The 20,325-nt window shown below is 70.7% G+C and carries 18 protein-coding genes; 10 read left to right on the top strand and 8 right to left on the bottom strand.

Translation table 11 applies throughout. The features are described 5' to 3' along the window. The first annotated feature begins 32 nt into the window (after positions 1–32). Together AB0M35_RS19125 and AB0M35_RS19120 are read left to right on the top strand one after the other, a co-directional pair. Positions 33–2,876, top strand: a complete 2,844-nt coding sequence (locus AB0M35_RS19125) for a condensation domain-containing protein (protein WP_363746881.1) — start codon at positions 33–35, stop codon at positions 2,874–2,876. 58 nt (positions 2,877–2,934) lie between these two features. Then, a complete protein-coding gene (locus AB0M35_RS19120; protein ID WP_363746880.1) occupies positions 2,935–3,462 on the top strand; it encodes a DinB family protein in 528 nt (175 codons plus the stop codon). Here AB0M35_RS19120 and AB0M35_RS19115 read toward each other — a convergent pair. Then, positions 3,444–3,884 carry an SRPBCC family protein gene (locus tag AB0M35_RS19115; protein WP_363746879.1) on the bottom strand — a complete coding sequence of 147 codons (441 nt, stop codon included), beginning with the start codon at positions 3,882–3,884 and terminating at the stop codon, positions 3,444–3,446. The two genes, AB0M35_RS19120 and AB0M35_RS19115, sit on opposite strands and share 19 nt — an antisense overlap. A 284-nt stretch (positions 3,885–4,168) precedes the next feature. Between AB0M35_RS19115 and AB0M35_RS19110 the strand changes: the two genes are divergently transcribed. Both AB0M35_RS19110 and AB0M35_RS19105 read left to right on the top strand, forming a co-directional pair. Then, a complete protein-coding gene (locus AB0M35_RS19110) occupies positions 4,169–6,985 on the top strand; it encodes a M36 family metallopeptidase (RefSeq protein WP_363746878.1) in 2,817 nt (938 codons plus the stop codon). A gap of 156 nt (positions 6,986–7,141) precedes the next feature. Further along, positions 7,142–9,964 (top strand): M36 family metallopeptidase, encoded by a 2,823-nt coding sequence (locus AB0M35_RS19105; RefSeq protein WP_363746877.1) that lies wholly within the window; start codon positions 7,142–7,144, stop codon positions 9,962–9,964. Between the two features lie 64 nt (positions 9,965–10,028). On the opposite strand, the gene AB0M35_RS19100 is transcribed toward AB0M35_RS19105, so the two are convergent. Continuing rightward, positions 10,029–10,487 carry an SRPBCC family protein gene (locus AB0M35_RS19100; RefSeq protein WP_363746876.1) on the bottom strand — a complete coding sequence of 153 codons (459 nt, stop codon included), beginning with the start codon at positions 10,485–10,487 and terminating at the stop codon, positions 10,029–10,031. A gap of 38 nt (positions 10,488–10,525) precedes the next feature. Here AB0M35_RS19100 and AB0M35_RS19095 point away from each other — a divergent pair, with 38 nt between their 5' ends. The 6 genes from AB0M35_RS19095 (at position 10,526) to AB0M35_RS19070 (ending at position 15,069) form a co-directional block, all read left to right on the top strand. Continuing rightward, positions 10,526–10,900 (top strand): metalloregulator ArsR/SmtB family transcription factor, encoded by a 375-nt coding sequence (locus AB0M35_RS19095; RefSeq protein ID WP_363746875.1) that lies wholly within the window; start codon positions 10,526–10,528, stop codon positions 10,898–10,900. Between the two features lie 39 nt (positions 10,901–10,939). Further along, complete coding sequence (locus AB0M35_RS19090; RefSeq protein ID WP_363746941.1) at positions 10,940–11,260, top strand: metalloregulator ArsR/SmtB family transcription factor; 321 nt, start codon at positions 10,940–10,942, stop codon at positions 11,258–11,260. After that, entirely contained in the window at positions 11,260–11,985 is a 726-nt protein-coding gene (locus AB0M35_RS19085) for a cation transporter (protein ID WP_363746874.1), read from the top strand. Before AB0M35_RS19090 ends, AB0M35_RS19085 begins: the two co-directional genes overlap by 1 nt. Before the next feature lie 109 nt (positions 11,986–12,094). Then, positions 12,095–12,175: a putative leader peptide gene (locus AB0M35_RS19080; RefSeq protein ID WP_350697899.1), complete on the top strand. Its 81-nt coding sequence runs from the start codon at positions 12,095–12,097 to the stop codon at positions 12,173–12,175. A 122-nt stretch (positions 12,176–12,297) separates the two neighbouring features. Continuing rightward, complete coding sequence (locus tag AB0M35_RS19075; protein ID WP_363746873.1) at positions 12,298–14,742, top strand: M14 family zinc carboxypeptidase; 2,445 nt, start codon at positions 12,298–12,300, stop codon at positions 14,740–14,742. Between the two features lie 69 nt (positions 14,743–14,811). Next, on the top strand, positions 14,812–15,069 hold the full coding sequence (locus tag AB0M35_RS19070) for a DUF6767 domain-containing protein (RefSeq protein ID WP_363746872.1): 258 nt from the start codon (positions 14,812–14,814) through the stop codon (positions 15,067–15,069). On the opposite strand, the gene AB0M35_RS19065 is transcribed toward AB0M35_RS19070, so the two are convergent. The 6 genes from AB0M35_RS19065 to AB0M35_RS19040 are packed head-to-tail and all read right to left on the bottom strand — an operon-like array spanning position 14,997 to position 20,286. Further along, complete coding sequence (locus AB0M35_RS19065) at positions 14,997–15,938, bottom strand: amidohydrolase family protein (protein WP_363746871.1); 942 nt, start codon at positions 15,936–15,938, stop codon at positions 14,997–14,999. The two genes, AB0M35_RS19070 and AB0M35_RS19065, sit on opposite strands and share 73 nt — an antisense overlap. Next, the gene (locus AB0M35_RS19060; RefSeq protein ID WP_363746870.1) at positions 15,938–16,873 is read right to left on the bottom strand and encodes an MBL fold metallo-hydrolase; all 936 of its coding nucleotides are present in this window, start codon (positions 16,871–16,873) and stop codon (positions 15,938–15,940) included. Before AB0M35_RS19060 ends, AB0M35_RS19065 begins: the two co-directional genes overlap by 1 nt. Next, a complete protein-coding gene (locus tag AB0M35_RS19055) occupies positions 16,870–17,667 on the bottom strand; it encodes an ABC transporter ATP-binding protein (RefSeq protein ID WP_363746869.1) in 798 nt (265 codons plus the stop codon). Before AB0M35_RS19055 ends, AB0M35_RS19060 begins: the two co-directional genes overlap by 4 nt. Next, positions 17,664–18,461, bottom strand: a complete 798-nt coding sequence (locus AB0M35_RS19050; RefSeq protein WP_363746868.1) for an ABC transporter permease subunit — start codon at positions 18,459–18,461, stop codon at positions 17,664–17,666. Before AB0M35_RS19050 ends, AB0M35_RS19055 begins: the two co-directional genes overlap by 4 nt. Further along, the gene (locus AB0M35_RS19045) at positions 18,458–19,279 is read right to left on the bottom strand and encodes an ABC transporter permease subunit (protein ID WP_363746867.1); all 822 of its coding nucleotides are present in this window, start codon (positions 19,277–19,279) and stop codon (positions 18,458–18,460) included. Before AB0M35_RS19045 ends, AB0M35_RS19050 begins: the two co-directional genes overlap by 4 nt. Beyond that, positions 19,276–20,286, bottom strand: a complete 1,011-nt coding sequence (locus AB0M35_RS19040) for an ABC transporter substrate-binding protein (RefSeq protein ID WP_363746866.1) — start codon at positions 20,284–20,286, stop codon at positions 19,276–19,278. Before AB0M35_RS19040 ends, AB0M35_RS19045 begins: the two co-directional genes overlap by 4 nt. Between the last annotated feature and the right edge of the window lie 39 nt (positions 20,287–20,325).

Here is a 20,325-nt window from a genome sequence, read left to right as displayed (position 1 = left end):
CGGCAGCCAGACGGCCCGTTCTACCGTCGGGGATGCGATTCGCCGATGTCGTCATCCCGGCCGAGTGGGCTTCCGAGCCGCTGGCGCACGCCGAGTTCAGCGGCACCGGAGCCGCAACGGCGCCACTGACCTGGGCCCAGCAGGTGCTCTGGCGCTCGATCAGCCGGTTCGGCTCGAACCACCTGTTCCTCAACCTGAGGCGTACCATCGCGATCTCGGCGCGGGCCGCGACGGATGTGGCCACCGCGACCCGGGCGGTGAGTGCGCTGGTCAGCCGGCACGCCGCGCTACGCACCCGGCTTCCGCTGGTCGACGGCGAACCACACCAGGAGGCGGTGGCGACCGGCGTGCTGCCGGTGCTGGTCTGCGCCGGGATGGGCGACGGCGCCGAGGCCGCCCGAGCGGCCGCCGGTCGACTCGGCGACGTCGCGTTCGACCACGCCGCCGAGTGGCCGCTGCGCGTGGCACTGGTGACGGTCGACGACCGGGTACGGCAGGTCGTGCTCGTATTCAGCCACACCACGGTGGACGCCCACGCCGCCGAGGTGGTGTTGCGGGATCTTCGACTGTTGTTGCTACGCGGCCGCCTGTCCACGCCACCCGGCCCGCAGTCGATCGACGTGGCCCGGTTGCAGCACGGTGCGGACCGACGGCGCTCCGAGCGGGCGGCGGCGTACTGGCTGCGGGAGTACCAGCGTCTGCCGCAGGAGCCGTGGGAGGTGACCGGCCCGGGGCTCGTCCCCGTGGTGCGCCGGGGCGTGCTGGTCTCGTCGGCCATCGACACCGCCTCCCGGATGATCGCCGCCCGGCACCGGGTCAGCGCGTCCGCGGTGCTGCTGGCCGGCTATTACGCGGTCGCCGCCCGGCACAGCGGCCGTACGTCCTGCGGCCTGTTCCCGATGGCGCACAACCGGTTCCGCACCGAGTACGCCAACGCCGTGGCGAACCTGGGTCAGGTCGGCTTCTGCGTGGTGGACCTGGCCGGCCGGCCCGACTTCGCCGAACTGCTCGCCCGCGTCTGGACCGCCTCGCTCAACGCTCTGCGGCACGCGTACTACCAGTCATCCACACTGCGCGGGTCCTTCGCGGCGCAGGGCATCGAGTTCGACTCGATGTTCGCTCCGAACTACTACTACAACGACGTACGGCTGTCGGTCGGCGGCGGCGAGGTGGCACCCGAGGCCACCGCCGCTGACCTTCGGGCGGCCATGGCCGACAGCACGTTCTCCTGGACCGCCGGGCTGGAGCAGACGGCCTGGCACCTGCTGACCCACGTCGTGGACGAACCGGGCGGGGTGGGCATCACGCTGAGCGCCGACACCCGGCACATCGCGATGGACGCCGTGGAGACGTACCTGCGGGAGATGGAGGAGCTACTGGTCACCGCGGCCCACGCCGACGTGCCGTGGCCCTGGTCGCCGTCCCCCGGTCCGTCCCCCGCCGTCGCTGCGGCGGCCGATGGTGGGTCAGGTGTCGCCCGGTCGGTCGTGATCGACGGCGAGGAGATCGTCACGGCGCCGTTCGACGGTGGGCACGCCGCCAGCGCACCCCTGACCTGGGGGCAACGGGCGATGTGGCGCAGCCTGGACGAGTTCGACTCCCCCGCCGGGTACCGGGCGTTGAGCGTGGCCCGTCGGCTGCCCCTGTCCGCACGGGCAGAGGTGACCGTCGCGCGAGCGCTTGCGGCGATCGGTGCGCTGGTCAGCCGGCACGAGTCGCTGCGTACCCGGTTCCGCCGCCGCGACGACGAACTGCACCAGGAAGCGGCTGCGGCGGGCGGGCTGCCCGTGCTCGTGCACCCCGTGGTCCAGCCTGAGGCCGATCCCGACGGCCGCAAGGCTGCCGCCGCGTTGACCGACCGGTTGCGTGCGCCCCGCTTCGACCACGTCGCCGAGTGGCCACTGCGGACCGCGCTGGTCACCGTCGACGGCCGGGTACGGCAGGTCGTGCTGGTCTTCAGCCACGCCATCGCCGATTTCCACGCCAGCGACCTCGTGCTGCGCGACCTGCGGGCGTTGCTGGCCGGATCAAGGCTCACCGCACCGGGCCTCCAGTCGCTGGCGCTGGCCGGCCGGGAGCACGATGTCGAGCAGCGGCGCTCGCAGCGGGCGGTGGCGTACTGGGTGCGGCAGTTCGCCGGTCTCCCGCCGAGCCTGGCCGAGGCGGTCGGGCCGGCGCCGGAGCCCCGATACCGACGTGGTTCGCTGGTGTCCCCGGCGGTTCACCACGCGCTGCGGCTGATCGCGGCCCGGAACCGGACCAGCACCGCCAACGCGATACTGGCGGCCACCGTCGCCGGACTGACCGGCGACGGCGGGCAGCGCGCGTGCGGGATCGTCGTGATGGCCAACAACCGCTACCAGCCCGGGCATGCTCAGGCGATCGGCACGCTCAACCAGATCGGGCTGTGCCGGCTCGACCTGTCCGGCCGGCCCGGCTTCACCGAGTTGCTGTCCCGGGCCGGGCGGGCGGCACTGGACGCCTACCGGCACGCCTACTACGGCCCGGCGGTGTGGGAGCGCACCTTCACCGACCTGGGCCACGATCACCGGACCTTCCTGGCGCCCTACTGCTACCTCAACGACGCCCGGCTGCTCCGCGAGGTCGACCCACCGCCGTCGGGTCCGGACGAGGCCACCCTGCGGGCGCTGGTGCCGGACGGGCACTTCCGCTGGCTGGCCGAGCTTGAGCAGTTCCCGTGGCGGTGCCGGCTACAGGTACTCGACGCGGACGACGCGGACGAGTTGGTCGTCACGGCCGACACCCGGTACTTCCCGGCGCAGCGGGTCGAGCCGTTCCTGCGCGGCATCGAGGCGCTGTTGGTCGAGGCGGCCCACCGGGACGTGCCCTGGCCCTGGTCGCCGACCGCCGGATGACACGCACGTACACCGATAACCGCTCGACCAGCGCGCCGCCGGATGTGATGATCCGGCGATGTCTTCCTCCCGTCGCGACCTGCTGCGCTGGCAGTTCGACCTGACCTGGTCGTTGTTCGACTACCACCTGCAACAGGTGACGCCGGGCCAGTTCCGCTGGGAGCCGGTCGCGCACTGCTGGACGGTCCGCCGGGACGCGGCGGGCCACTGGGTGCCGGATTGGGCCGACACCGAGCCCGATCCGATACCCGTGCCCACCATCGCCTGGCTCACCTGGCACATCGGCTGGTGGTGGGGCGTCAGCCTCGACCACCTACAGGGCCGACCGCCACGCGAGCGCACCGCGGTCCACTGGCCCGGCGACGGTACGCCCACCATCGCCTGGCTCGGCGAACTGCGGGCGGAGTGGCTCGACGTGCTGGACCGACTCACCGACACCGACCTCGACCAGATCGCGCCGTTCCCGTGGCCGCACGACCCGGAGCACACCGTCGCGCACCTGCTCGCCTGGGTCAACGCCGAGTTGATGAAGAACGTCGCCGAGATCGGTCAACTCCGACTCCTGCATCAGGCGGCGCCGGCCTGACCGGCCATCCGGCGGGTCAGCTCGGCCGCCCGGTACGCCGCGACCTGACGCGCCTGACCGGCCACGAAACGCCGCAGTAGCGCCGGGGCGGTGGCGGTGATCTGCTCGCGCACCCGCGTGCCGGCCGCCTCGGCGGTCAGGTCGACCACCGCGCGCAGTCGCACCCGCCCTGGGCTGACCACATCGCTGACCAGTTGGGCGCCCGGCCGGGTGGCGACCATGCGTACCCGGATCCGGTTGTCCCAGTGCAGCAGTCGGAGGAACCGGAACCGCTCGACGGCAACGTAGTCGATCACCGTACGTCCCTCGGCGTCCCGGCTGATCCGCACGTCGCTCACCGCAACCACCAACGGCGACAGTCCGATGTAGCTGTGTGGGTCACTGAGATGGCGATACACCTCGTCCACAATGGACGAAACCACGCAGGTGGTCGTGAATGCGATGGAAGGATCCGGCCGCTCGGGCACGCCTCATCATGCCACGGCCACGAGAAACCGACATCTGTAGAAGTGAATCATCGAAATATTTGGTCATCAGTCGGATGACCGGCCGTGAGCTGCGCCGTAGCGTCAACGCGATTCACTTCGCACGGGTTCGGTCACGAAGCGTGACCGTCGTGCGAGTGTCGCGGACAGCCGCGACGGGCCGCTGCGGCGGTGGTGGATCGGAGCCCGCGCTGTCCTTTCAACCCCCAAAAGGAGCAAAGGTGCCCCTACAGCCCCATCGATCTCGTGGCCGACGTGCCGCAGGGGTGGTCCTCACCACCACCCTTGTCGCGTCACTGACCACACTCGCCGCCAATCCCGCCTCGGCCGCGCCCGAGGAGGCCCCGGCCCGGTCGAACCCGCTCTTCCTGACCGGCCCGAACGCGGGTGCCGCCGAGGACATCGCGATTCGCTACCTGCGCGGCAACGCCGCCGCGCACGGGGTGAACGCCGCCGATCTCAGCGACCTGAGCATCCTGTCCAGCTACACCAGCCGGCACAACGGTGTCACCCACGTCAACCTGGCGCAGCGCCACCAGAACCTGGAGGTGTTCGGCGCCGCCGCCACGGTGAACATCGCCAAGGACGGCAGCGTCATCCTGGTCGGCGACACTCTGGTCGCGGACCTGGCGAAGGGCACCTCCGGCACGGCGGACCTCAACGCCGTCGACGCGGTCGAGGCCGCCGCCGACGCGCTGGACCTGGCCGCGCCGAAGAGCCCCAAGGTCCTCAGCCGGGCCGGTGGCGCGGCGCAGAAGACCGTGGTCTCGGAGAGCGGCATCTCCGACGAGCCGATCCCGGCGAAGCTGGGTTGGCAGCCGACCGAGGACGGGCTGCGCCTGGCCTGGCAACTCGTCATCGACGACTCCTCGGACTCGCACCTGTGGAACGCCACCATCGACGCGGAGAGCGGCGAGCTGCTCGACGTCGACGACTGGACGACCCAGCACGAGGCCCACGAGGTCGCCGACAACCTGGACGCCCTGGCTCCGGGGCGGGCCACGACGCTGAACAGCGCCGGGTTCCACACCCATGAGCCGGTGCAGGACGGCTCGTCCTACCGGGTGTACGCCGGACCGGCCGAGAGCCCGAACGACGGACCCCGCACCGTGGTGACCAACCCGGCCGACCAGGTCGCCTCGCCGTACGGCTGGCACGACACCGACGGGGCGCCGGGCGCGGAGTTCACCACCACCCAGGGCAACAACGTCCACGCGTACCAGGACACCGACAGCAACAACGCCCCCGACTTCGGCAGCAGCCCGGACGGCGGGCCGAGCCTCACCTTCGACAACCCGGTCGACCTGAACGAGCACGCGCAGAGCTACCGGGACGCGGCGACGGCAAACCTGTTCTACTGGAACAACATCATCCACGACGTCACCCACCGTTACGGGTTCGACGAGGCGTCGGGCAACTTCCAGATGAACAACTACGGCCGTGGCGGCGTGGGCGGCGACTACGTCCGGGCCGAGGCCGCCGACGGCAACGGCACGAACAACGCCAACTTCTCCACCCCGGCCGCCGACGGCGCCGCCCCGCGGATGCAGATGTACCTGTGGCCGGGCAACCAGTTCGGTGCCCAGAACCAGGTCGTCGTGGACGGCGTGGGCTCGTTCGACGCGGGCTGGTCGCGGTTCAGCCCGGCCCCCTCGGTGGCCGGCCTGCCGGGGCACCGCTACGTCTACGGCGGCACCGGCTGCACCACGGCGACCTACCCGGCGACCCTGCCGGGCGGCAACTGGATCGCGGTCGTCGACGGCGGCACCGCGGCCTGCACCTACCTGCTGCGTACCCAGGTCGCCCAGTCCCTCGGCGCCAAGGCCGTCGTGGTGGCGCACAACGCCGCCGGGACCGCTCCGGTGCTGACCGGCGCCATGACCGGCACGCCGGTCGCCATCCCGGCGGTCGCGGTCACCCAGGCCGACGGCAACGCCATCAAGGCCGCCATCGCCGCCGGTGACGTCACCGGTTCGGTGCGCAAGCACCCGAGCCACCCGGGCATCCGGGACGGTGACTTCGACGCCGGCATCATCATCCACGAGTACGGTCACGGCATCTCCAACCGGCTGACCGGTGGCCCGAACATCAACTGCCTCAGCGGCAACGAGCAGATGGGTGAGGGCTGGAGCGACTACTTCGCGGTCACCATGCTGCTCGACCCGAGCGTCGACACCGCCGACGGGGTGCGCGGCATGGGTCCGTACGCCCTCTTCCAGGAGGACCGCAGCGGTGCCGGCATCCGGCCGCGCCCGTACTCGCGGAACATGGACATCCAGCCGTTCACCTACGACAGCATCAAGACCGGTGGCTGGCTCAACGGCACCTCGCTGGCCGCGCCGCACGGCATCGGTCACGGCTGGGCCGCCGTGCTCTGGGACATGACCTGGGACCTGATCGACCGGTACGGGTTCAACCCCAACGTGTACGACTCGTGGAACACCGGCGGTAACAACCTGTCGCTGCAGCTGGTCATGGACGGACTCAAGATGCAGGGTTGCGGCCCCGGCCTCGTCGCCGGCCGCGACGGCATCATCGCCGCGGACGCCGCCCTCACCGGCGGCGAGAACTCCTGCACCCTGTGGGCGTCCTTCGCCCGCCGGGGCCTCGGCTACAGCGCCGTGCAGGGCACCACCAACCGCAACGACAACACCGAGGCGTTCGACACCCACCCGTCCTGCCGCGGTGACTTCCTCAACCGTACGGGGATGACCACCCTCGACGCCGGCGACGCTGCCCCGATGCAGTTCCAGCTCGCCAGCAACCGGGGCCTGGACATCCTGGCCAGCAACTCCCCGTACTCGCGTCTGGTGGACTGCGACACCCTCCAGACCGTCCACCCCGACGACTCGATCACCCCGCGACCGACCCCCGTCAAGGCGGTCAACCCCGGAAAGTCGAAGATGTCGGTCAACGCCAACGGTCGGTACAACTACGTCTGGAAGACCGACCCCGCCTGGGCCGGCACCTGTCGAGAGTTCGTCCTCACCCTCGACAACGGATTCCAGTACCGCACCTACTTCAAGTTCATCGGCTGAATCCCTAGCAGCTGATCCGAAGTAGAGCCGGAGGGAGCGTCCCGCACGACGGAACGCTCCCTCCGGTGCGTTGCGCCCCTGACACCGTGGCTGACCACGGCCGCGGTGGATCGCGGTGACAAGCCGCCGGTATCCCGTACAGCGAAGGAGCCTTTGGTGTCCTCATCCCCCCGGAGATCTCGTGGTCGACGCAACGCCGCGTTGGTGTTGTCCACGACCCTCGTCGTGTCCCTGACATCGGTTTCCGCGCCCGCCTCCGCGGCGCCGGAGGAGGACGCGGGTAACTCGAACCCGATCTTCCTCACCGGCCCGAACGAGGGCGCCCCGGAGGCCGTCGCCGTGAACTACCTGCGGGCCAACCCGGTCCAGCACGGTGTCGGCGCGGCCGATCTCAGCGACCTCGCGGTGGCGTCGAAGTACACCAGCCGGCACAACGGCGTCACGCATGTGAACCTGGCCCAGCGGTACCAGAACCTGGAGGTGTTCGGCGCGACGGCCACCGTGAACCTGGCCAAGGACGGCAGTGTCGTCTTCGTCGGTGACAGCCTGGTGGCCGACCTGCGGGAGAACGCCGCAGGCGATGCGTCGCTGGACGCGGTCGAGGCGGTGGAGGCCGCCGCCGACGCCCTCGACCTGGCCGAACCGAAGAGTCCACGGGTGATGAGCCGGGCCGGTGGTGCGGCCCAGCGCACCGTGGTCTCCGGTAGCGGCATCTCCGACCAGCCGATCCCGGCGAAGCTGGGTTGGCAGCCGACCGAGGACGGGCTACGGCTGGCCTGGCAGCTAGTCATCGACGACTCGTCGGACCCGCACCTGTGGAACGTCACGGTCGACGCCGAGACCGGCGAACTGCTCGACAGCGACGACTGGACCACCCACGACAGCCCGAAGGACCTGGCTGCCACGCTGGGCCGACCGGAGCAGCAGGCGGCCACCGTCGCCACCCCGGGCATCGAGATCCCGACCGTCCTTCCGCGGAACCCCGCCGTCGACGGGTCCAGCTACCGGGTCTTCGAGTTCCCGAAGAACGACGCCAACGAGGGACCGCGCAACCTGGTGACCAACCCGGCCGAGGGGACCGCCTCGCCGTACGGCTGGCACGACACCGACGGGGTCCCGGGTCCCGAGTACACCATCACGCGAGGCAACAACGCCCACGCCTACACCGACCGGGACGCCAACAACCAGGTCGATCCGGGCAGCTCCCCCGACGGCGGACCGGGTCTGAACTTCGACTTCCCCGCCGACCTCGACGAGCACCCGCAGACCTACCGCGACGCTGCGGTGGTCAACCAGTTCTACTGGTGCAACATCGTGCACGACCTCACCTACGGCTACGGCTTCGACGAGCCGTCCGGCAACTTCCAGGTGAACAACTACGGCCGTGGCGGCGTCGGTGGCGACGACGTGATGTGCGAGGCGCACGACGGCTCCGGCCAGAACAACGCCAATTTCTCCACCCCGGCGTCAGACGGCGGCCGGCCCCGGATGCAGATGTTCCTCTGGCCGGGCAACCAGTTCGGCCTGCCCAACGCCGTGACGGTCGGTTCGGGTGCCACCGCCGCGACCTACCAGGCGGAGTACGCCCGGTTCACGCCCGCGCCCACCCGCGCCGGCTTCGCCGGCGACCTGGTGCTGGTCGACGACGGTGTCGGGGCGGCCGGCGACGGTTGCACCGCGTACAGCCTGCCGGCCGGCGCGATCGCCGTGATCGACCGCAGCAGCAGCTGCAACTACTACACCCAGGTCAGCAACGCGCAGCAGGCCGGCGCGGCCGCCGTGGTGGTCGTCAACAACGTGGCCAGCGCTCCGGTGGTGATGAACGGGTCGATGAACCCGGCGGTCGGCATCCCCGCGGTGATGGTGAGCCAGGCCGACGGCAACAGCATCAAGGCCGCCCTGCCGTCCTCCGGACGGGTGCACCGCAACCTGGACCGGCCGGCAATGCGGGACGCCTCGTTCCGCGCCGAAACGATCTTCCACGAGTACGGTCACGGGGTCTCGCTGCGACTCACCGGCGGCCCGACGGTCAACTGCCTGACCGGTAACGAGCAGATGGGTGAGGGCTGGAGCGACTTCCTCGCGATCGTCTCGCTGATCAACCCGTCGATCGACAATCCCGAAGGCCCGCGCGGTTACGGGCAGTACGCGTTGTTCCAGGACAGCCGCACCGGTGACGGCTTCCGGCCGCGCCCGTACTCGCGGAACATGGACATCCAGCCGTTCACCTACGACAGCATCAAGACCGGTGGCTGGCTCAACGGCACCTCGCTGGCCGCGCCGCACGGCATCGGTCACGGCTGGGCCGCCGTGCTCTGGGACATGACCTGGGACCTGATCGACCGGCACGGGTTCAACCCCAACGTCTACGACCCGTGGAACACCGGGGGTAACAACCTCGCTCTGCAACTGGTGATGGACGGATTGAAGATGCAGGGCTGTGGCCCGGGCTTCGTCACCGGCCGCAACGCCATCATCGCCGCCGACGCCGCCCTCACCGGCGGCGAGAACTCCTGCACCCTCTGGGCCTCCTTCGCCCGCCGAGGGCTGGGCTACAGCGCCGTGCAGGGCACCACCAACCGTGACGACAACAGCGAAGCCTTCGACACCCACCCGTCCTGCCGTGGTGACTTCATCAACCGTACGGGGATGAACACCCTCACCGCCGGATCGGCCGCGCCGATGCAGTTCCAGCTAGCCGGCAACCGGGGGCTGGACATCCTGGCCAGCAACTCCCCCTACTCCCGTCTGGTGGACTGCGACACCCTGCAGACCGTGAACCCTGACGGGCCCGTCACGCCCCGACCGACCCCGGTCAAGGCGGTCAACCCCGGCAGCTCGAAGATGTCCGCCAACGCCAACGGCCGGTACAACTACGTGTGGAAGACCGACCCCGCCTGGGCCGGCACCTGCCGGGAATTCGTCCTCACCCTCGACAACGGATTCCAGTACCGCACCTACTTCAAGTTCGTCGGGTAACCCCTGACGCAGAGCCGGGGAGCGTTCCGCACCGGAGCGCTCCCCGGTCCACAAGTAGGACGGATCAGGCGTAGAAGCCGGTACGCAACTCGATGCCGTGCTCCAGCCACGCCTTGAGGCAGCAGAGCATGTTCGTCCACCCCGCACAGTTGCCGTACGAGGCACGCTGCCCCTGCGGGGTGGGTCGCCAGCCTTCCTCGGCGATGGTGACCAGGGTGCGATCCTCGCCCAGCGGCTCGAACTCCATGGTGACGGTCGTCTGGTAGGCCCCGGTCGATTCCTCCCCGTCGTCGGCCGCCCAGCGCAGCACGATCCGTCGGTCCTGCTGCACCTCGACCACCTCGACCGGAAACGCGCCGGGGAAATCGGCGAAGTCCCAGCTCACGGTGGCACCGGTGGTGAGGCGGCCCTTCGCTCCGCCGGTGGTGAAGTAGTGGGAGAGCTGCTCCGGGTCGACGATGGCCTCGAACACCTCATGCACCGGACGGCTGATCCGGCCGGCGATCTTGAACCGCAGGTCCATGCTGATCTCCTCACGCTGACATGTTGTATTTTTATAACATGTCAGACGGTCGCGCCGAGCCCGACAACCCGGACCAGGATCTGGACGAGGTGTTCAAGGCGCTCGCCTCACCGACCCGTCGGCGCCTCCTGGACCTGCTCAAGGACCAGGCCCGCACCACCGGCGACCTGTGCGAACGGCTGGCCCCCCTGGACCGGACCACGGTGCTGCAACACCTGCGGGTGCTGGAGGCCGCCGGGTTGGTCATCGTCCAACGCAAGGGACGCGAACGGTGGAACCACCTGGATCCGCTGCCGATCAAGCGCATCCACGACCGGTGGATCGGCGCGTACGCCAGCGCGGCCGTGGACAAGCTCGCCGCTTTGAAATCCGCCCTCGAAGATCCGGCGTCGGATCAACGGTCCACCCCCTGACAGTTCAGTGGGCGCTGTACTATCTGCCGGGTGAGCACCATGACCCACGGAGGCGTCCTGTCCCGTTTCGGGCATGCCCTGTCCGACCCGGTCCGGGCCCGACTGCTGCTCGCCCTGCGGGAGAGCCCCGGCTACCCGGCCGAGTTGGCCGACCTGCTCGGCACCAGCCGGCAGAACCTCTCCAACCACCTGGCCTGCCTGCGCGGCTGCGGTCTGGTCGTGGCCGTACCGGAAGGCCGTCGCTCCCGCTACGAACTGGCCGATCCACGGCTCGCCCACGCTCTCGGCGATCTGCTCGACCTCGTACTCGCCGTGGATCCGACGACCTGCCCGCAGGCCGGCACGGACAGTTGCTGCTGATGGCCAGCCCACTGCCGATCGTCCCGATCGTCGTGGACGGGCCGCAGGCCGCACGCCGGGCTGTGCTGATCCGCCGGATCCGTTGGCTCGTCGCCGCGACCATCACCTACAACGTCGTCGAGGCGATCGTCGCGATCGTCGCCGGCACCATCGCCTCGTCCACGGCCCTGATCGGCTTCGGCCTCGACTCGATCGTGGAGGTGGCCTCCGCCGCCGCCGTCGCCTGGCAGTTCACCGCCGCCGACCCCGGGCGCCGGGAACGGACCGCCCTGCGGGTCATCGCCGTCTCGTTCTTCGGCCTCGCCGCGTACGTCAGCGTCGAGTCGCTGCGGGCGCTGTTCGCCGGCACCCAGCCGGAGCACTCCACGGTCGGCCTGGCCCTGGCGGCGCTGTCGCTGGCGATCATGCCGATCCTCTCCCTCACCCAGCGTCGGGCCGGACGCGAACTGGGCTCGGTGTCGGCGGTCGCCGACTCCAAGCAGACCCTGCTCTGCACGTATCTGTCCGCGGTGCTGCTCGTCGGTTTGGCTGTCAACTCACTGTTCGGCTGGTGGTGGGCCGACCCGATCGCCGCCCTCGTGATCGCCGCAGTCGCCGTACGAGAAGGCTGGGACGCGGCTCGGGGCCGGGCCTGCTCCTGCACCCCGGTCATCGCCGGCCAACTCGGCTCGACCGGTGGTTGCGCCGACGACGGATGCGCCGATGACGGATGCGCGAGCAGTTGATCACCGTCCACCGGTGATCGTCGTCCGGCACGTGCGCCACGGCCGTGCACGGTAACCGTCGGCTCATGAACCCTTGACACTCCGACGTGTCTCCATAAAGATCATTGTCGTGCGAAGCGCCTACCTGACGAAGCGGGGTCACATCGACCTCCTGCGCGTCGCCAGCGCTGCCTGTCGACCCTGCCGCTGACGCCGGGTCATCCCCTTCCCGCCCGCAGCGGGCGACTCCCTGCCGTAGGTCTCCGGCCCTATCCGCACGCCCGTGTACGGCATTCGCTCCATCCGACAGGAGAGCTGTCCATCGTGCACAAAATGTCCGTACGCCTGGCCACCGCCGGGCTCTCCCTCGCCCTGCTCGGCACGACAGCCTGGGCCGCGCCGGCCAACGCCTCGGCGTTGCCGGCCGTGCCACCGTCCTCACCGAGCATTCACCAGATCACCGGTTACCCCCGGCAGAACGTGCTTCCGGTCTGGCCGACCAACCCTGCCGACGCCTCCATCCCGATCGGCGTCATCCCCTACCACGAGATCGCGCCGAAGCTGAACGCGTTGCAGGCCGCCAGCAACCGGGTCTCCGCCCGGGTGGCCGGCACCTCCAGCAGCGGCCACGACCTGTACGCGGTCGTCGTCACCGCCCCGGAGTCCCGCCAGCAGGCCCGCCAGCAGGAGGAGTGGAAGCGCCTCATCGAGGAGGACCCGGTCCGGGCGCGCACCGACCGCAAGCTGCTGGCCGGGTACAAGACGCCGTTGTTCGTCAACGCCAACATCCACGGCAACGAGTGGGAGGGCACCGACGCGGCGCTGCGGGTCATCGAGGAGTACGCCACCAGCCGCGACCCCGAGGTGGTCCGGTTGCTGGAACGCAACCGGCTGATCTTCAACGTGACCGCCAACCCGGACGGCCGGATCGCCGGCACCCGACCCAACGGCAACGGGTACGACCTCAACCGGGATCTGACCATCGTCTCCCAGCCGGAGACGAACCTGATCCGCGAGCTGATCATCGACACCAAGCCGATCATCACGCTCGACCTGCACGGCTACGTCAACCCGACGCTGCTGCACCCGAGCACCCCGCCGCACAACGTCAACAACGAGTACGACCTGTTCATCAAGCACGCCCTGCCGAACGCCCTCGGCATCGAGGAGGACCTGCGGGCGCTCGGCTACGCCGAGACGCAGCGGGCCCGCATCCCGTTCCGGGACGACGCGCCGGGGGTCTGGGACGACTTCCCGCCGATCTACGTGCCGTCGTTCGCGTTGTTGCAGAGCAGCATCCCGTACACCATCGAGGCGCCGCTCAACCCGCGCGGGACCAACCTGACCCCGCAGGAGCGGCTCCGGCGTTCGGGCATCAACACCGACGTGCACGAGGTGGCGATCAAGTCGTCGCTGCGCTACATCCAGGAGCACCGGAACCAGCTGATCTTCGACCAGGCGGAGGTCTACCGGCGCGGCTGGGCCGGTGAGCCGCTGCGGGACATCCCCGACGGCTACGTGCCGGGTTGGGGCCCGGAGGACAACTACCAGACGGTCTTCCCCCGGGCGTACGTGATCCCGACCGGTGCCGGGCAGCGGTCCGAGCCGGCCGCCGCGCGCCTGGTCGACCTGCTCATCGGCAGCGGTGGCCGGGTGTGGCGGGCCAAGCAGTCGTTCCGGGCCGACGGCACGAGCTACCCTGCCGGCTCCTACGTCATCGACCTGCACCAGCCCAAGCGTGGCCTGGTCAACTCGCTGCTGGAGCCGGGCATCGACCTGACCGACCGGGTGGACGACCTGTACGCCGGCCCGGCGGCCTGGAGCCAGGGGCTGACCTGGGGCGCCACCGTCGACACGCTGTGGGACAAGAAGCTGCCGAAGGTGCAGCTGACCCGGGTGTACGACGGGGTGGCCACCGGCACCCTGCCGCCCGCCAACACCGACGTACGGCTCGACCTCCAGGACGCCGCCGACCTGCTGGTGGTCAACTCGCTGATCCGCAAGGGCCTGCGGGTCCACCGACTCGCCGACGGGTCGGTGGTGGTGCAGGCCACCCCGGGCAGCCGCAAGCTGCTCCAGGAGGCGGTCCGCACGCACGGCGTCACCTTCGAACGGGCCCCGGCCCGCTGGCAGGGCACCCCGCTGGGCGAGATCGTCGTCGGCTACCTGGGCGGCGTCGAGGCACGCGACACCCTGGCCGCACTCGGCTTCGCGACCCGGGCGGTCACCGCGGCGACGCTGGCCGACACGCTGACCGACGAGGTCGACGTGCTGCTGGTCGCGGGCAACCTCAACGTGGCGAACCTGACCGCAGCCAACCGGGCGGCGTTGGACGCCTTCCTGGCCCGGGGTGGCGGCGTGGTCGGCCTCGGCACCGCCGGGGCGAGCTTCGGCAACGCGACGTCGCTGCTGAACGTCACCGCCACCGCCGGGCCGTCGCTGGCCAGCGGGGTGGCGAACGTGGTGAACCGGGGTGGTCCGGTCACCACCGACGCCAGCAGGTACGCGTTCATCAGTCAGCCGGTCTGGTTCACCAACCTCGGGCCCGGGGTGAGCGTGGAGCAGTCGTACGCGGCGGACCCGCTGCTGGCCGGCTGGTGGGCGGCCACCGGGGCGAACGGGCAGGCCGCCGCCGCGAACCAGGCCAGCATCGTGCGCACGGTGAGTGCCGGTGGCAACGGGGTGGTGCTCTTCGGCACCAACCCGACGTTCCGGCTGCACCCGAAGGGGCTGCAACCGCAGCTGGGCCGGGCCCTGCTGTGGGCCGCGCGGCCGTGAGCTGACCCTGCGGGCCCCGGCGATCTCGCCGGGGCCCGCGTTGCCGTCCAGCCCCCGAACAGGGGCCGAATGGCCTGGTCACCGGGGGTACGCAGCGGACATCATGAGGACATGACGGGCCGTAGACCGGATGCCAGATGTCCGCTCCGCCCCGACCAGCCGTGCACCCTGTGCCAGCTGGACGTGACCGGCCCGCAGGACTGCCCGCTGGTCTACCTGGTGATGACCGACGACGAGTTGCGCGCCGGTACGCGTCAGGCGGCCAACAGCCGCAGGGCGTTGGCACCGGCGACCAGAGCACGCTCGGCCTCGTCGAGCCCGGCCTGAGTCAGGGCCGTCTCGACCCGTTCGCGGCTGGTCTCGCGCGCGCCGATCGGCCAGTCTCCGCCGACGAGGACATGGTCGGCGCCGAGCAGGTCGGTGGCGAACCTGATCGCGGCCGGGACGAAACCCATCGTGTCGAGGTAGACGTGGGCCCGCTGCGACGCCGGCGCCGACGCCGTGATGCGCTCCCCCTCGTCCGTCGCGGCGGCCAGGGAGAGACCTGCCACCCCGAGCATCGGGAACACCACGTGCAGCCCGGGCAACTCGGCCAGCACCCCGTCGGTCAGCAGCGACAGCAGCGCGGCGGCGTTGATGGTGCCGCGGGCCAGTGAGGTGCCGAACCGACCGAGACCCGCGAAGGCGAGGGTCATCGCCGCCGGGCTGATCGGATGCGCGAAGACCGGCACACCGAGTTCGGCCGCGACGGTGAGGGTGGGCCGGGCTGCCGCCGCGCCGAGCAGTTGCCCGTCCGTGGCGCAGTCGACCACCAAGCCGGACAGTCCCAGCTCCCGCACGGCGCGGACGGCCTCGGCGGCGGCGGCGTCACCGGCGAAGGCGTCGATGGTGGCCAGGCCCCGCAGCCGGTCCGGCGCGGTGGCCACCGCCTCGGCGAGATGGTCGTTGAGCCGACGCAGGTCGTCCGGGTGGGTGCGTTCGCCGTACGAGGTGACCAGGGCCGGCGGCGCGCTGAGCACCCGCAGGTCGACGCCGCACCGGCCGGCCTCGGCGAGCAGGCCGTCGAGGTCGGCGATGCGACGGGCCAGCACACGCCAGCGCCGCGCCAATTCGGGTGCGGCCTGGTGTGGTGGCAGAGCCGGGTACGCCGGACAGGCGTAGTGGGTGTGGAAGTCGGCGATGAACAACGGCGGCATCAGAGGTCGATGAAGGTGTAGGTGAAGCCACGCTCGGCCCGCTGCACGTAGCCGGCCGACGGGAACGGGAAGTGCGTCGGCACCAGCAGGTCGCCGGAGTCGGCGGCCCGTTCCAGCAGGCGACGGCGCTGGTCGGCCGAGTCGCCCGGTACGACGCAGTACCGGATGCTCCACTCCGGGCGTTCCAGCTGCACCCCGTGGTGCAGCATGTCGCCGGCGAACAACGCCCGTCGGCCGGCCGACTCGACCACCAGGTAGACGTTGCCGGGGGTGTGCCCGAACGCCGGTACCAGGTGGATCTCCGGGCTGAGCACGTGATCGGCGGGAATCAGGTCGAGCACCCCGGCGCCGCGCAGCGGCAGGATGCTGTCGGCGAGGTAGTCGCCCGTGCGTGCCATGGCCACCGCGCCCTCGGGGCCGGTCCACCAGTCGTACTCCTCGCGGACGACCAGGTAGCGGGCGTTGGGGAAGGTCGGCACCCAGCCGCCGGCGCCGTCGGAGCTGGTGGCGAAGCCGACGTGGTCGACGTGCAGATGGGTGAAGACCACCGTGTCGATGTCGTCGACGCTGACGCCGGCCCGCGCGAACTGTTCCAGGAAGGGCCGGTCGGCGCGGTCGAACACGCCGCCGTTGCGGGGCTTGCCGTTGCCGCCACCGGCGTCGACCAGGATCAGCCGGTCGCGGGTCTTCAGCAGGTGGGCTTCCTGGTTGAGCACGATCCGGCCGTCGCGGGTCCATGGCTCGGTCGTGTAGAAGGCGCCGTCGGTCCAGGGCTCGGTCGCCAACTGGGGAAAGAAGTCCGTCGGAAGCGGGAAGTAGTCGACCTCGCGGATCGGGAACACCTCGACGTCGCCGACGTGGAACGACCAGAGCGGACCGTCCCCGCCGCCGGTGTCCTGCCAGCGGGGCGCGGTGTCGGGCTGCGGGCTGTTCACGGGGCCACCTCTTCCAGTTGCGGTGTGCGGCGTACCTGTGCGTAGACCTGGGCGCGCAGTTCGCCGAAACGGGTGCAAGAGCGGGTGCCGAGCTGGTCGCGCTCGGCCGGCAGGTCGATCGGGAACTGGGCGATGACCCCGGCCGGTGAGGCGCCGAGGACGACCACCCGCTGGCCCAGGTAGACCGCCTCGTCGATGTCGTGGGTGACGAACAGGACGGTCATCGCGTACCGGCGCCAGAGGCGGGCCAGCAGATCCTCCAAATCGCCGCGGGTCTGGGCGTCGACGGCGGAGAACGGCTCGTCCATCAACAGCAGCCGGGGCCGGTACGCGATGGCCCGGGCGATGGCGACCCGTTGCTGCATGCCGCCGGAGAGCTGCCAGGGGTAGGCGTTGCCGACCTGGCCCAGGCCGACGGCGTCGAGCGCCTCGGCGACCAGTTCGTGGCGTTCGGCGCGACCGACGCCCCGGCTGCGCAGCGGCAGCTCGACGTTCTGCCGGACGGTCTTCCAGGCGAACAGGCTGCGCCCGTACTCCTGGAAGACCACGCCCAGGTCGGCCGGCGGTTCGGTGACCCGCTGCCCGGCCAGGAAGACGTCCCCGGTCGAGGCGGGCAGCAACCCGGCAATGATCTTGAGCAGAGTGGTCTTGCCGCAGCCGGAGGGGCCGACGACGGCGACGAACTCGCCGTCGTCGACCGTCAGGTCGACCCCGACCACGGCGTCCACGGTGCGTTCCCGCGACCGGTAGGACTTGCCCAGGTCGACGATCCGCAGCAGAGCGTCGGCGCTCACCACGACTCCTCTCGTCCGGTGGCGCCGCGATGCCACCGCAAGGCGCGCCGCTCGATGAGTTCGAAAATCTTCGCCAGGCCGAAGCCGAGCAGGCCGAGCAGCAGTACGCCGCTCCACATCTGGGGAATCGCGAAGGTGCGCTGGAACCGGATCACCGTGAAGCCCAGCCCGTCGGTGCTCATCAGCATCTCGCTGACCACCATCACGATGAGCGAGATGCCGAGGGCCTGCCGGGCCCCGGCGAAGACCTGCGGAGTGGCCGCGCGCAGGATCAGCCCGTGCCGGGTCCAGCTCCGCAGTCGGTAGGCGGCGGCGGTGTCGAGTTGGACGTCGTCGACGGCGCGTACCCCGTCGGCGGTGTTGAGCAGGATGGGCCAGACCGCGCCCGCCGCGATGACGATCAGCTTGGTGGCGTCGCCGATGCCGACGGCGACCAGCAGCACCGGAATCAGCACCGGGGCGGGAAGCACCCGGAAGTAGGCGAGGATCGGGCCGGTCAGTTCGCGTACCACCGACCAGCGGCCGACCAGGTAACCGACGCCGACGCCGACCAGCAGCGCCGCGGCGTATCCGACGGCGAGCCGCCGCAGGCTGGGCAACACGTCGCGGAAGAACACGTCGGAGAGCCACACCTGGCCGAACGCCTCGACGATGCGGCTCAGCGGCGGCAGGAAGATGTTGGTGCTGTCCGCGCTGAGCACCCACCAGCCGGTGAAGAGCACCACCGGCAGGCCCAGGGCGAGACCGGCAGCGCGAGCGCCCCGGTTCAGGCCGACGACGACGGATGTCTTCATCGGACCGCCACCTCGCGACGGGTCGCCACGTGCCAGTGCAGCAGCCGTCGCTCGGCCAGCCGAGCGGCCATGTCGAGGGCGATGCCCACCCCGCCGGTCAGCAGCACCAGGGCGTACATGCCGGTGAACTCGCCGGATTCCTGGCTGGACCAGATCAGCTCGCCGAGGCCGGCGGCGCCCATCACCAGGCCGCCGGTGACGGCCAGCGCGAGGGCCACCGAGACGATCAGCCGCAGCGCCGTGCCGAGGTACGGCAGCACGGTCGGCCAGGTGACGTGGACGATGCGACCCAGCCGACCCAGCCGGATGGTGCGGGCGGTGTCCACGGCCACCTGGTCGACGTCGCGCAGGCCGTAGAGCACCTGGAACAGCACGATCCAGAAGCAGGAGACGGCGACCAGCAGTACGGTGATCTGCGCGACGTCGAGCACCAGGACCAGCACCGGGATCAGCACGATCGACGGCACCGGGCGCAGGAAGTCCAGGGTGGACGAGGTCACCCGCAGCAGCCACCGTACCGAGCCGACGGCGAAGCCCACCACGACTCCGGCCACCAGCGCGATCAGCAGGCCGACCGCCGCGACCAGCAGGGTACGGCCGGTCGCGGTCCAGAACCGCGCCTCGGTGAGCAGTTCGGCGGCGCGCGGCAGGATGGCGGACAGCGGCGGCACGTGCAGCGGTGAGAAGAACGCCCGGGTCACCGCCTCGTAGCTGACCGCGGCGAGCAGTAGCCCGATGATGCCGAGGATCCGGCGGCTGGCGATGCCGCCGCCGGCCAGCCCTCGGGCGTGGGCCTGCGCGCGGCTGCTGGTGGTCACGGCAGGATCAGCTCGTCGAGGTCGGGTGTCGTGCTGATCAGGCCGTCGCGTTGCGCGTACCCGGCCAGTTTCTCGGCGGCCTGCCGGCTGACCTCGTCCCGCCAGCCGGTGATGGTGATCCGGCCGGCCACCTCCGGGGTGATCTGGGTGAAGGTGGGGATCTTCGCGCGGACCTCGTCCTCGTGCTCGCGGGCATAGGCGTACGCCTCCCTGATCGCGGCGCGGAACGCGGTGACCACCTCGGGCTTGCGCTGCACCAGGGCGCCGGAGGTGTACCAGGCCGAGACGGTGAGGTCCTCGGCGAGGTCGGTGAAGCCCCAGCCGATCGGCACCGCGCCCTGCGCCTTGGCTGCGGACAGGAACGGCTCGACCACCCAGGCACCGGCCACCCGGCCCTCGCTGACGGCGGCGGGCACCTGCGGGAAGGGAATCTCGACCAGCTTCAGCGATTCCGAGTCGCCGCCGTCGGCGCGGACCGCCTCCCGGGCGGCGGCTGCGGCGATGTTGGTGAGGATGTTGACCGCGACGGTCTTGCCTTCTAGCTGTTTCGGGCTGGTGATGCCGGAGTCTGCGGCCACCACCAGTGCGCCGTAGTCGGCGCCGGCCTTGCCGGTCGAGGCGGAGGCCGGCACCACCGCCTTGACGTCCAGGCCCTGGGTGCGGGCGACGATGAGGGTGGTGAGGTCGCCGGTGGCGAAGTCGACCTTGCCGGCGAGCACCGACGGCACCGAGGTCAGGTCGGAGGTCTCGGTGTCCACCTCGACCTTCAGGCCGTGCTTGGCGAAGATGCCCTTGTCCTCGGCGAGGTAGATCGGAGCGAGGTGACCCAGCGGCGACGAGGCCAGGGTGATCCTGGTCAGACCGCCGTCCGTGCCGGCGGCGTCGGCGGAGTCGTCCGAGCCGCAGCCGCTCAGGGCGGTGGTGAGCAGCACGGCGGCGAGCAGGCCGGCGACGCCACGGCGGGGTACGGGGAGAAGGTGGCGGCCGATCGGGTCGGTGCGGAACATGGCTGTGCTCGATTCTCGGGTTGCGGAGGGGATTTCGGC

This window comes from Micromonospora sp. NPDC051196, from assembly GCF_040682415.1.
Classification (GTDB): domain Bacteria; phylum Actinomycetota; class Actinomycetes; order Mycobacteriales; family Micromonosporaceae; genus Micromonospora.
The sequence above is the reverse complement of the archived record's forward strand: the minus strand, read 5'-3'. Positions and strand labels throughout refer to the sequence as shown.

What these genes read in the sequence shown, in the direction of transcription:
- AB0M35_RS19125 (WP_363746881.1), top strand. Translation starts at nt 33, where the DNA reads ATGCGATTCGCCGATGTCGTCATCCCGGCCGAGTGGGCTTCCGAGCCG.
- AB0M35_RS19120 (WP_363746880.1), top strand. Translation starts at nt 2,935, where the DNA reads ATGTCTTCCTCCCGTCGCGACCTGCTGCGCTGGCAGTTCGACCTGACC.
- AB0M35_RS19100 (WP_363746876.1), bottom strand. Translation starts at nt 10,487, where the DNA reads ATGGACCTGCGGTTCAAGATCGCCGGCCGGATCAGCCGTCCGGTGCAT.
- AB0M35_RS19095 (WP_363746875.1), top strand. Translation starts at nt 10,526, where the DNA reads ATGTCAGACGGTCGCGCCGAGCCCGACAACCCGGACCAGGATCTGGAC.
- AB0M35_RS19090 (WP_363746941.1), top strand. Translation starts at nt 10,940, where the DNA reads ATGACCCACGGAGGCGTCCTGTCCCGTTTCGGGCATGCCCTGTCCGAC.
- AB0M35_RS19085 (WP_363746874.1), top strand. Translation starts at nt 11,260, where the DNA reads ATGGCCAGCCCACTGCCGATCGTCCCGATCGTCGTGGACGGGCCGCAG.
- AB0M35_RS19075 (WP_363746873.1), top strand. Translation starts at nt 12,298, where the DNA reads ATGTCCGTACGCCTGGCCACCGCCGGGCTCTCCCTCGCCCTGCTCGGC.
- AB0M35_RS19070 (WP_363746872.1), top strand. Translation starts at nt 14,812, where the DNA reads ATGGCCTGGTCACCGGGGGTACGCAGCGGACATCATGAGGACATGACG.
- AB0M35_RS19065 (WP_363746871.1), bottom strand. Translation starts at nt 15,938, where the DNA reads ATGCCGCCGTTGTTCATCGCCGACTTCCACACCCACTACGCCTGTCCG.
- AB0M35_RS19050 (WP_363746868.1), bottom strand. Translation starts at nt 18,461, where the DNA reads ATGAAGACATCCGTCGTCGTCGGCCTGAACCGGGGCGCTCGCGCTGCC.
- AB0M35_RS19040 (WP_363746866.1), bottom strand. Translation starts at nt 20,286, where the DNA reads ATGTTCCGCACCGACCCGATCGGCCGCCACCTTCTCCCCGTACCCCGC.